Genomic DNA, 11,020 nt, shown 5'->3' with positions numbered 1-11,020 from the left:
CGCGGAAAAACCGGGGCGGGGCCGGCAAGCGTGAGTGCGGCGAGCCCCGCGCTTGTGCCGCCCACGAACCCACCCGACCGAATGCACTACTCCCTCCGTTGCGCAGCCTCCACGCCTGCGCTCATCGAATAGGGCCGTTCCACGCCCTCGCCCGCGGCCCAGGCCGTGTTCGGCTCGGCCTGCAGGGTGAAGCGCAACTCGCCGCCGGCCATGATCTCCTCGTGGCGCAGGAACGCGCGGTTCAGCGGGCGCCCGTTGAGGGTGACGCCGCCGATGTAGGGATGCGCGTCGTCCAGGCCGTCGGCGATCACCGTGAAGCGCTTGCCGTTGGGCAGCGCCAGGGTGGCGCGCGGCAGGAACGGGCGGCCGATGATGTACTGGTTGCTGGCCGGCGCCACCGGATAGAAGCCCAGCGCGGTGAACACGTACCAGGCCGACATCTGCCCCAGGTCGTCGTTGCCGGCCAGGCCGTCCGGACGCGCGGCGTACTGGCTGCGCATGATCTGCGCCAACCGCGCCTGGGTGCGCCACGGCTGCCCGGCGTAGGCATACAGATACGCGACGTGATGGCTGGGCTCGTTGCCATGCGCGTACCAGCCGATCAATCCGGTGATGTCCTCCATGTGCTCGAACACCTTGGGATCGACCTTGGCGTCGAACACCTGGTCCAGCCGCGCCAGCAGCTTGTCCTCGCCGCCATGCGCGCGGGCCAGGCCGGCCACGTCCTGCGGCACGTACCAGGAGTATTGCCAGGCGTTGCCTTCGGTGTAGTCGCTGCCGTAGCCGCTGGCGTCCGGATCGAACGGGGTGCGGAAGCTGCCGTCGCGCTTGCGCGCGCGCATGAAGCCGGTCTCGGCGTCGAAGGCGTGGCGCCAGTTGCCGGCGCGCTTTTCGAATGCGCCGGCCACCTTGTTGCGGCCCATCGCCTGCGCCATGCGCGCGATGGTCCAGTCGTCGAAGGCGTATTCCAGGGTCTTGGACGCCGCCTCGCCTTCCTCGTCGATCGGCACGTAGCCCAGTTCGCGGTACTGGGCGATGCCGTCGTAGGGGCCGTAGTTTGCGCTGGCCACCATGGCGTCGAGCGCGGCGTTGGTGTCGTAGCCACGGATGCCCTTCATATAGGCATCGGCGATCACCGGCACAGCGTGGTAGCCGATCATGCACCAGGTCTCCAGGCCCTGGAACGACCATACCGGCAGCACGCCGTAGGGGCTGTCGCGGCGATGCGCGAGCAGCGAGTTGACGATGTCGTTGGTGCGTTGCGGCGGCTGCACCAGGGTCAGCAACGGATGCAGCGCGCGGTAGGTGTCCCACAGCGAGAACGTCGAGTAATTGGTGTAGCCCTGCGCCTGGTGCACCGCGTTGTCCGGCCCGCGGTAGCGGCCGTCGCTGTCCATGAACAGCGTGGGACCGAGCAGGCTGTGGTACAGCGCGGTGTAGAACTGGGTGCGCTGCTGCGGCGACGCGACCACGTCCACCGCACCCAGCGCCTGCGCCCACTGCGCGCGGGCGGCGCGGCGCACGCCGTCGAAGTCCCAGCCCGGCACCTCGGCATCGAGGTTGGCGATGGCGCTGTCCTCGTTGACCGGCGAGATCGACACCTTCACCAGCAGCGGCTCGCGCGTGGCCTGGCCGAAGTCGAAGCTGGCCACCAGCTGGCGGCCTTCGATCTGCGCGCGCTGCGTGGGGTCCTTGTCGCCCGGCGGCGGAAAGCCCTTGTACGGGATGTCCTGTTCGGTGTTGTGCAGGGCATGGCCGCGCAGCGGCTGCGAGAAGCGCAGGGCGAAGTACAACTGCCGGCCAGGCGCCCAGCCGCGCGTCTCGCGGAAGCCGGTGACGGTGCCGTCGGCGCGCACGCGCAACCGCGACCAACTGATCTTGCCGGGGTAGTCGTACATGCTGGTGCGCAGGTCCAGCAGCACGTGCGCCGGCTGGCCCTTGGGAAAGGTGTAGCGATGCACGCCGGCGCGCGCGCTGGCGGTGAGTTCGGCGCGCACCTTGTAATCGTCCAGGGTCACCGCGTAGTAGCCGGGCTCGGCGCGCTCGTCGTCGTGGCGGAAGCGCGAGCTGTAGCCGCTGCCCGGTTTGTCCGGGTCGCCGCGTTCCAGACGCACCGCGCCGCTGATCGGCATCAGCAGCACGTCGCCCAGGTCGGAATGGCCGGTGCCGGAGAAATGCGTGTGCGAGAAGCCGACCAGGCTACGGTCGTCGTAGCGGTAACCGGCGGCCCAGCCATAGGCGTCCTTGCGCGGCTGGATACGCGTGTCCGGGCTCAGCTGGACCATGCCGAACGGTACCGTGGCGCCGGGATAGGTGTGGCCCTCGCCGCCGGTCCCGATGAACGGATCCACCGCGGCGACCGCGCGCTCGCCCGCACTGGCGGCGGCCTGGCTGGCCGCCTGCGTGGCCGGCCACAGCGCGGTCAGCAGCAGCGCGGCGGCCGCGCGCCTGATCAAGGTGCTACGCATGGCATCCTCCCCGGATCGAATCGGTCCAAACGGATACCACAAAAGCCGCCGCGCGCTTTGCTGCACTGCAAAATGCGTCGCGGATCACGACGGCGCAGGATGAGCGGCCTTTTGAACCGGTCTAATCGCCGTGCCGCCGCCCGCCCCCGACAAACGCGTCACCGTGTCCGACATCGCCGCCGCCTGCGGCGTGTCGCGCGCGACCGTGTCGCTGGTGCTGCGCAACAGCCCGCTGGTGCACGCGGACACGCGCGCGCGGGTGGCGGCGGAGATCGCGCGGCAGGGCTACGTCTACCACCGCGGCGCGGCCAGCCTGCGCGGGCGCGCGTCCAACGCGGTGGCGCTGGTGGTCAACGACCTGGCCAACCCGTTCTTCGCCGAGTTCGCCGGCGGCGTGGACGCGGTGCTGGCCGAGGCCGGCTACGTGATGCTGATGGGCAGCACCGGCGAATCGCCGGAGCGCCAGCACAGCGTGCTGGCCTCGCTGATCGAGCACCACCCGGCGGCGCTGATCCTCTCGCCGACCGAGCACACCGACGCGGCGCGGCTGCGCCAGTTGCTGGGCACGCGGCTGCCGGTGCTGGTGTTCAACCGCGCCCTGGACGGCGACTGGCCGCTGCTGGCGCTGGACAACCGCCGCGGCGCGCACCTGGCCACCGAACACCTGCTGGCGCAGGGCCACCGCGCCATCGCCTTCTTTGGCGGGCACCGCCAGTCCAGCTCCTGCGCCGAGCGCCGCGCCGGCTACCGCGAGGCGCTGGCCGCCGCTGGCATCGCCGCCGATCCGGCGTGGCTGATCGAGTGCGCGCCGACCCGGCTGGAAGCCGCGCGCCAGGCCGGCGCCGTGTGCGCCCGCGATCCGCTGCCGACCGCGCTGGTCTGCTACAACGACGTGGTCGCGCTGGGCCTGGCCAGCGGCCTGGCCGAGCGCGGCCGCATCGCCGGCCGCGACTACGCATTGATCGGCTTCGACGACATCGCCGAAGCCGCGGTCGCCACCCCGCCGCTGTCCACCGTCGCCGTCGCCCCGCGCGAACGCGGCATGCAGGCCGCGCAGCTGGTGCTGGACGCCTTGCGCCGGCAGCAGCCGCTGCCTGCGCTTACCATCGCCCCGTCCCGGCTGTGCCTGCGCGCCAGCAGCCGGGTCGTCCTCTCGCCCGTCCCCGGAGTCGCTGCATGAGCCGTCGTCCGCTGTCCAACACCGCCGCCATCGCGGTGGTCAGCATGATCTTCTTCACCTGGGGCGGCCTGACCAGCCTCAACGATGTGCTGATCCCGCATCTGAAAGCCGTGTTCCAGATGAACTACGCGCAGTCGATGCTGATCCAGTTCACCTTCTTCGGCGCGTACTTCCTGATGTCGCTGCCGGCCGGCGCGGTGGTGTCGCGGGTCGGTTACAAGGCCAGCGTCGTCATCGGCCTGGTGGTGGCGGCGATCGGCGCGGCGATGTTCTATCCGGCCGCGCGCCTGCCGTCCTACCCGCTGTTCCTGACCGCGCTGTTCGTGCTGGCCAGCGGCATCACCCTGCTGCAGGTGGCGGCCAATCCCTACATCAGCCTGATCGGCAACCCGGACACCGCGCCGAGCCGGCTGAACTTCGCGCAGGCATTGAACTCGCTGGGCACCACCGTATTTCCTTGGTTGATCGGCCCGCTGATTCTGGCCGGCGTGGTGCTCGGCGCCGACCAACTGGCGGCGATGAACCCGGACCAATTGGCGGCCTACCGCGTCGAGCAGGCGCGCTCGGTGGAAGTGCCCTACCTGATGCTGGCCGGCGGCCTGCTGCTGCTGGCGGTGTTCGTGCTGGTGATGCGTATTCCCTCGCTGCGCGAGGACGACGCGGAGGCCGCCGGCAAGCCGCGCAGCCTGGTCGACTCGCTGGGCGAATACATCGACGTCCTCAACCACTGGCACCTGGCCTGGGGTGTGATCGCGATCTTCATGTACGTCGGCGCGGAAGTGGCGATCGGCAGCTTCCTGATCAACTACATCTCCGGCCCGACCACCGGCGGCCTGACCGAAGCCGTCGCCAGCCGCTATCTTTCGTTCTACTGGCTCGGCGCGATGATCGGCCGCTTCGCCGGCGCGGCGCTGCTGCAGGTGATCCCGGCGCGCAGGCTGCTGGCGCTGTTCGCCGGGGTGGCGTCGCTGCTGCTGATCGTCACCATGGTCAGCACCGGCCATGTGGCGATGTGGAGCGTGATCGCGATCGGCCTGTTCAACTCGATCATGTTCCCGACCATCTTCACCGTGGCCATCGAGCGCCTGGGCCCGCTGACCAGCAAGGCTTCCAGCCTGCTGATCATGGGCATCGTCGGCGGCGCCATCGTGCCGCTTGCGCAGGGCGCGCTGGCCGACGTGATCGGCATCCAGCACGCCTTCGTGATTCCATTGCTGTGCTACGCCTACATCGTCTGGTATGGCCTGTTCGGCTCGCGCTTGTCGCCCACGCTGACGGCGGCCACGCCCGCCGCCGCACCCGCCGGGCGCGCGCCGCATTGAGCCGCGGCACAGCGTGGCGGCACGCGGCCGCCGCGCGGTGCCTGGCCATTTCCCTCCCTCCCCTACTGGCTCCTAGCGATCGCATGAACCTGCCTGTCACGCCCCTGCCCGACTTCGCCGACGCCGCCGTGCTGCGCGCGCACATCGCCGACACCATGGCCTTCTACCACCCGCGCGCGATCGACCCGGCGGGCGGCTTCTTCCACTACTTCCGCGACGACGGCAGCGTGTACGACGCCGGCCATCGCCACCTGGTCAGCAGCACCCGCTTCGTCTTCAACTACGCGATGGCGGCGATCGAGTTCGCCGACTCGGCGCTGGCCGCCGAGTACCTGGACGCCGCGCGCCACGGCCTGCGCTACCTGCGCGACGCGCACCGCGATACCGCCAGTGGCGGCTACGTGTGGACCCTGCGCGACGGCGTGGCCGAGGACCGCACCCAGCACGCCTACGGCGCCGCCTTCGTGCTGCTGGCCTATGCCACCGCGAAGAAGGCCGGCCTGGACACCGACGCGTGGATGGACGAGACCTGGCAACTGCTGGAGACCCGCTACTGGGACGCCGCCGCCGGCCTGTACCGCGACGAGGCTACGCCCGAATGGCAGTTCTCCAGCTACCGCGGCCAGAACGCCAACATGCACCTGTGCGAAGCGCTGATCGCCGCCTACGAGGCCAGCGCCGAACCTCGCTACCTGCAACGCGCGCTGCTGCTCGCCGACAACATCACGCGCCGCCAGGCGGCACTGGCCGGCGGCCTGGTGTGGGAACACTACGACGCGCACTGGCAGGTGGACTGGGACTACAACCGCGACAACCCCAAGCACCTGTTCCGTCCGTGGGGCTTCCAGCCCGGCCACCAGGTCGAGTGGTCGAAGCTGCTGGTGCTGCTGCACGGGCACCTGCAGACGGCCGCCGGCACCGCGCCGGAGTGGCTGCTGCCGACCGCGCGATACCTGTTCGACACCGCGTTGGCGCACGGCTGGGACGCGCAGCATGGCGGCATCGTCTACGGCTTCGCCTCCGGCACCGAAGAGGCGCCGGTGGTCGGCGTACCGGACGTGGCCGCGGCGCCCACCTACTTCTGCGACAACGACAAGTACTTCTGGGTGCAGGCCGAAGCCATCGCCGCCGCCTCGCGGCTGCTGGCCGCCACCGGCGATGCCAGCTACCGCGCCGCCTACGACAAGCTGTGGGCGTACTCGTGGGAGCATCTGGTCGACCACCGCTACGGCGCCTGGTTCCGCATCCTCAGCCGCGACAACCGCAGCTACAGCGACGAGAAGAGCCCGGCCGGCAAGACCGACTACCACACCATGGGCGCCTGCCATGATGTGCTGGCGGTGATGCGCGGCAGCAAGGCATTCGCGTAAAGCAAAACAATGGCGTTGAGCCAGTGCAGGAACTTGTGCATGCAGCGGCTTCAGTCGCGACAAGCGAAGCCCAAAGCCACCTGACACCGTCCGTCGTCGGGACTGAAGTCCCTCCCACAAGGAATCCAGACTTACTCCCTGTGGGAGCGACTTCAGTCGCGACGAGGCTTTACCAGGAACGCCTGTCGCGACTGCAGTGGCTCCCACAAAGGATGGCTGGCGATGGTCATGACAACGCATGACCGTGCCATGCACGACACTCCAACTCCACGCCCACAAAAAAGCCCCGCACATGGCGGGGCTTTTTCGTTGCCGCGAACCGTGCTCGATCAGTCGATATCGAGGAAGCTACGCAGCTGCTCCGAGCGGCTGGGGTGACGCAGCTTGCGCAGCGCCTTGGCCTCTATCTGGCGGATGCGCTCGCGGGTCACGTCGAACTGCTTGCCGACTTCCTCGAGGGTGTGGTCGGTGTTCATGTCGATGCCGAAGCGCATGCGCAGGACCTTGGCTTCCCGCGGGGTGAGCCCGGCCAACACGTCGCGCACGGTCTCGGACAGGTTGATGTTGGTGGTGTTCTCGATCGGGGACTCCACGTTGGTGTCCTCGATGAAGTCGCCCAGATGCGAATCCTCGTCGTCGCCGATCGGGGTTTCCATCGAGATCGGCTCCTTGGCGATCTTCATCACCTTGCGGATCTTGTCCTCCGGCATGTCCATTTCCTTGGCCAGCTCCTCCGGGGTGGCCTCGCGGCCGTACTGCTGGAGCATCTGCCGGGAAATGCGGTTCAACTTGTTGATCGTCTCGATCATGTGCACCGGGATGCGGATGGTGCGCGCCTGGTCGGCGATCGAGCGGGTGATGGCCTGGCGGATCCACCAGGTCGCATAGGTGGAGAACTTGTAGCCGCGGCGGTACTCGAACTTGTCCACCGCCTTCATCAGGCCGATGTTGCCTTCCTGGATCAGGTCCAGGAACTGCAGGCCGCGGTTGGTGTACTTCTTGGCGATGGAGATCACCAGGCGCAGGTTGGCCTCGACCATTTCCTTCTTGGCCTTGCGCGCCTTGGCTTCGCCATAGGCCATCGCGCGGCTGATTTCCTTCAGCTCGGCCAGGCTCAGGTAGGTCGCCTGCTCCACCGCGACGGTGGCTTCCTGCTCGGCGACGATCTGGTCCTTGACGTCGCGCAGCGCCGAGGACCACTTCTGCTTGCGCTTCAGGGCGTCGTCGACCCAGGCCACGTTGGTCTGGTTGCCTTCCCAGGACCGGATGAAGTCCTTGCGCGGCATGCGCGCCACGTGGGTGGCCAGGTGCAGCACGCGGCGCTCGTGGTCCTTGACCTGGGCCATGGTGTCGCGCAGCTTGCGCACCAGCACGTCGGTCAGCGGCAGCGGCAGCTTCAGGGTGACGAACACCTCGGCGATGTCGTTGCGCAGCTTGGTGACCAGCTTGTGCTCGGCGCCGTTCTTGGCGTGCGCCTTCTTGAACTTGGCGTACTCGGTGGCCAGCACTTCCATGCGCCGCGCGACCTCGGCCGGGTCCGGACCGGTCGGGCCGGCCTCTTCCTCGGCGGCTTCGACGTCGTCGTCATCGTCGTCGCTGTCGGCATCGGCGGCGCTGTCGTCGTCGCTGGCGACCACCACCGGCGCCGGCTCCTCCTCGATCAGGTCGTTGAAGCCGACCACGACCTCGGCCAGGCGCTTCTTGCCCTCCTTGTGCTGCTCGTAGTCCTCGAGCAGGGTCTCCACCGCCAGCGGGAACGCGCCCAGCGCGGCCTGGACCTGGCTGAGGCCTTCCTCGATGCGCTTGGCGATGGCGATTTCGCCTTCGCGGGTCAGCAGCTCGACCGTGCCCATCTCGCGCATGTACATGCGCACCGGGTCGGTGGTGCGGCCACCCTCGGTGTCGAGCGCGGTCAGCGCCGCGGCGGCTTCCTCGGCCGCGGTGTCGTCGACTTCGCGGTTGCCGGTGTTGCCGTCGTTGAGCAGCAGGGTCTCGGCGTCGGGGGCAACTTCATGGACATCGATGCCCATGCCGTTGATCATGCCGATGATGTCTTCGATCTGTTCGGGATCGACCAGATCGTCGGGGAGGTGGTCGTTGACTTCGGCGTAGGTCAGATAGCCCTGTTCCAGGCCCTTGCTGATCAGTTGCTTGATGTCGGATTGCTGGGCAGGACGTTCGTTGGCCATGAGTGCTCGCGCCACCGGCAGGTAGATGAATGAGTGAACCTAGCATTATAACAGCCCGGACCGCCGCTTGCCGGACAAGGAGTCTGAATGGCTCCGCCAGGAACGCTCCGGTCGCCTATGGCCGGAGCAGGAAGGTAACCGGGCCGTCGTTGACCAGGCTGACGACCATATGGGCACCGAAGCGCCCGCTTTCCACCCCTGGCGGGTGACGTTCCCGGCAAATTTCCCGCAATCGGTTGAAGCCGCGTTCAGCCTCGGCCGGCGCGGCGGCGGTGGTGAAGCTGGGGCGCATCCCCGAACGGGTGTCGGCCGCCAGGGTGAACTGGCTGACCAGCAGCAGCCCGCCGCCGGTGTCGCGCAGCGAGCGGTTCATGCGCCCGCTGGCATCGCCGAATACCCGATAGCCGAGCAGGCGCTCGGCCATGCGCTGGAAGGTGGCCTCGTCGTCGCCCGGCTCCACCGCGACCAGCGCCAGCAGGCCCGGGCCGATGCGGCCGACGACCTGGTCGTCGACGCTGACCGAGGCCTGGATGACGCGTTGGATCAGGGAGAGCATGGCGAGGAGCCGGGATTGGGGATTGGGGATTGGGGATTGGGGATTGGGGATTGGCGGCATCGCTCGCGGCGCGGTGATGCCGCCGCATCATCGCCGAGGTGACGCGCCGGGCGGAAGGCTGCCCGGCCTGCGCGTGCGCCGATCCGTGACGCCGGTCGGGCGCTGCGGCCGCGCGCGGTCGGGCGCGATCGGCGCAGCGGATAAACTGAGGCGATGAAGCCCGCAACGCTCGCGACCCTGTTGTACCGCTGCGCCGCCGCCGTGGCGCGCCTGCCCTGGCCCTGGCTGCGCCGCCTGGCCGACGGCCTGGCCTGGCTGTGGCTGCGCAAGAACGCGCGCGAAAGCCGGGTCACCCGCCGCAACCTGGAACTGGCCTACCCGGAACTGCCACCCGGCGAACGCGCCAGGCTGCAGCGCGACGTGCTGCGCTCCACCGCGCGCCAGGCGTTCGAGACGCTGCTGCTGTGGACCCGGCCGCCGGCGCGGAACCTGGCGCGGCTGCGCCAGCGCCACGGCCAGGAGCTGTACGACGCCGCGCTGGCGTCCGGCCGCGGGGTGATCGTGGCCGCGCCGCACTTCGGCAACTGGGAACTGCTCAACCAGTGGCTGGCCTCGCGCGGGGACATCGCCATCGTCTATCGCGCGCCCGACTCCGCGGTCGGCGACGCCTTCCTGCAGAAGGTGCGCAGCGGCGACAACATCCGCCAGGTGCGCGCCGAGGGGCCGGCGGTGCGGCAGCTGTTCAAGGTGCTCAAGGACGGCGGCGCGGTCGGCATCCTGCCCGACCAGCAGCCCAAGGCCGGCGACGGCGTGTTCGCGCCGTTCTTCGGCGTGCCGGCGCTGACCATGACCCTGGTCAACCGGCTGGCCGAGCGCACCGGCGCGATCGTGCTGTTCGCCTGGTGCGAGCGCGTCGGCGAGGACCTGGAGTTCGCCCTGCACGTGCGGCCGGCGCCGGAGGCGATCGCCGACCCGGACCCGCTGCGCGCGGCGACCGCGCTGAACGAGGGCGTGGAGGCGGTGGCGCGCCGCGACCCGGCGCAGTACCAGTGGACCTACAAGCGCTACACGCTGCGCCCGGATCCGGCCGAGCCCAATCCCTACGCCACGGCCAAACATCCGCATTAGCCGCGGCGGCCGCGCCGCGTCAATCGTCGTGCGGATCGGCCGGGCTGGCCAGGATGCGCTGGTAGAAGGCCAGATCCAGCCAGCGCCCGAACTTGAAGCCGGCCTCGCGCACGGTGCCGGCGTGCACGAAGCCCAGTTGCTCGTGCAGGGCGATGCTGCCGGCGTTGCTGGCGTCGATGCCGCCCACCAGCACGTGCACGCCGCGTTCCCGCGCCGCCTCGACCAGGGCCAGCAGCAGGCGCCGCCCCAGGCCCTTGCCGCGGTGGTCGCGGTGCACGTACACCGAATGCTCGACGCTGTACTTGAACGCCGGCCAGGCGCGGAAGGTGCCGTAGCTGGCGAAGCCGAGCAGGCTGCCGGCCGCGTCCTCGACCCCGATCACCGGGAACCCGCCGGCGCGCTTGGCGGCGAACCAGCCGACCATGCTCTCCGGCGGGCGCGGGCGGTAGTCGTACAGGGCGGTGGAATGAACGATAGCCTCGTTGAAGATCTCCAGGATCGCGGCGGCATGGCGCTGCTCGGTGCATTCGACGAGGTGCATGTGGGGTCCCGGAAGCGATACCGGCGTAGTAGAAATGAAATGGTCGCGGTTGAACATGCCTGGCCGCGCAACCGCATCCGGCAGGCGCCGGCGGGAAAGGTTGCATGCGCCACGTGCCAGGCGGCGCACGGTGCGTTCCAGCGCACGGATGCGGGCACCGCGGCCAAACCGGCGACAATGGCGGTCCGGATCCGTGTCGCGCGCCGGCGCGGCGCCCGGCCCGGGCGTCGCGGCGGCCTTGAACCGCAGCGGCCGCTCCCCCATCT

8 protein-coding genes are annotated in these 11,020 nt (G+C 69.4%); 4 read left to right on the top strand and 4 right to left on the bottom strand.

The genetic code is table 11. The features are described from left to right. Nucleotides 1-86: 86 nt before the first annotated feature. Nucleotides 87-2,468: a GH92 family glycosyl hydrolase gene (locus AB3X07_RS03365; protein ID WP_369942742.1), complete on the bottom strand. Its 2,382-nt coding sequence runs from the start codon at nucleotides 2,466-2,468 to the stop codon at nucleotides 87-89. A gap of 130 nt (nucleotides 2,469-2,598) precedes the next feature. Here AB3X07_RS03365 and AB3X07_RS03360 point away from each other — a divergent pair, with 130 nt between their 5' ends. From AB3X07_RS03360 to AB3X07_RS03350, 3 genes are all read left to right on the top strand, one after another. Then, nucleotides 2,599-3,648 carry a LacI family DNA-binding transcriptional regulator gene (locus tag AB3X07_RS03360; RefSeq protein ID WP_369942740.1) on the top strand — a complete coding sequence of 350 codons (1,050 nt, stop codon included), beginning with the start codon at nucleotides 2,599-2,601 and terminating at the stop codon, nucleotides 3,646-3,648. Next, a complete protein-coding gene (locus AB3X07_RS03355; RefSeq protein WP_369942738.1) occupies nucleotides 3,645-4,970 on the top strand; it encodes a sugar MFS transporter in 1,326 nt (441 codons plus the stop codon). The genes AB3X07_RS03360 and AB3X07_RS03355 overlap by 4 nt, the downstream gene beginning before the upstream one ends. An 83-nt stretch (nucleotides 4,971-5,053) precedes the next feature. Next, nucleotides 5,054-6,340 carry an AGE family epimerase/isomerase gene (locus tag AB3X07_RS03350; protein WP_369942736.1) on the top strand — a complete coding sequence of 429 codons (1,287 nt, stop codon included), beginning with the start codon at nucleotides 5,054-5,056 and terminating at the stop codon, nucleotides 6,338-6,340. A gap of 329 nt (nucleotides 6,341-6,669) precedes the next feature. Here AB3X07_RS03350 and rpoD read toward each other — a convergent pair whose 3' ends face one another. Together rpoD and dtd are read right to left on the bottom strand one after the other, a co-directional pair. Next, nucleotides 6,670-8,529, bottom strand: coding sequence for an RNA polymerase sigma factor RpoD (rpoD, locus tag AB3X07_RS03345; RefSeq protein ID WP_369942734.1), 1,860 nt, complete (start codon nucleotides 8,527-8,529; stop codon nucleotides 6,670-6,672). Between the two features lie 115 nt (nucleotides 8,530-8,644). Next, nucleotides 8,645-9,085 (bottom strand): D-aminoacyl-tRNA deacylase, encoded by a 441-nt coding sequence (gene dtd, locus AB3X07_RS03340; RefSeq protein WP_369942732.1) that lies wholly within the window; start codon nucleotides 9,083-9,085, stop codon nucleotides 8,645-8,647. 213 nt (nucleotides 9,086-9,298) lie between these two features. Here dtd and AB3X07_RS03335 point away from each other — a divergent pair, with 213 nt between their 5' ends. Next, nucleotides 9,299-10,213 (top strand): lauroyl acyltransferase, encoded by a 915-nt coding sequence (locus tag AB3X07_RS03335; RefSeq protein ID WP_369942730.1) that lies wholly within the window; start codon nucleotides 9,299-9,301, stop codon nucleotides 10,211-10,213. Between the two features lie 19 nt (nucleotides 10,214-10,232). Here AB3X07_RS03335 and AB3X07_RS03330 read toward each other — a convergent pair whose 3' ends face one another. After that, on the bottom strand, nucleotides 10,233-10,754 hold the full coding sequence (locus AB3X07_RS03330) for a GNAT family N-acetyltransferase (RefSeq protein ID WP_369942728.1): 522 nt from the start codon (nucleotides 10,752-10,754) through the stop codon (nucleotides 10,233-10,235). Nucleotides 10,755-11,020 lie beyond the last annotated feature (266 nt).

Origin of the sequence: Xanthomonas sp. DAR 35659 (assembly GCF_041242975.1) — a bacterium.
Lineage (GTDB): Bacteria > Pseudomonadota > Gammaproteobacteria > Xanthomonadales > Xanthomonadaceae > Xanthomonas_A > Xanthomonas_A medicagonis.
This window is presented reverse-complemented; position numbering and strand designations above follow the sequence as displayed.

Bases quoted from the DNA above. Each gene is read 5' to 3' on its own strand.
- AB3X07_RS03335 (WP_369942730.1), top strand. From the start codon at position 9,299: ATGAAGCCCGCAACGCTCGCGACCCTGTTGTACCGCTGCGCCGCCGCC.
- AB3X07_RS03350 (WP_369942736.1), top strand. From the start codon at position 5,054: ATGAACCTGCCTGTCACGCCCCTGCCCGACTTCGCCGACGCCGCCGTG.
- rpoD (WP_369942734.1), bottom strand. From the start codon at position 8,529: ATGGCCAACGAACGTCCTGCCCAGCAATCCGACATCAAGCAACTGATC.
- AB3X07_RS03330 (WP_369942728.1), bottom strand. From the start codon at position 10,754: ATGCACCTCGTCGAATGCACCGAGCAGCGCCATGCCGCCGCGATCCTG.
- dtd (WP_369942732.1), bottom strand. From the start codon at position 9,085: ATGCTCTCCCTGATCCAACGCGTCATCCAGGCCTCGGTCAGCGTCGAC.
- AB3X07_RS03355 (WP_369942738.1), top strand. From the start codon at position 3,645: ATGAGCCGTCGTCCGCTGTCCAACACCGCCGCCATCGCGGTGGTCAGC.
- AB3X07_RS03365 (WP_369942742.1), bottom strand. From the start codon at position 2,468: ATGCGTAGCACCTTGATCAGGCGCGCGGCCGCCGCGCTGCTGCTGACC.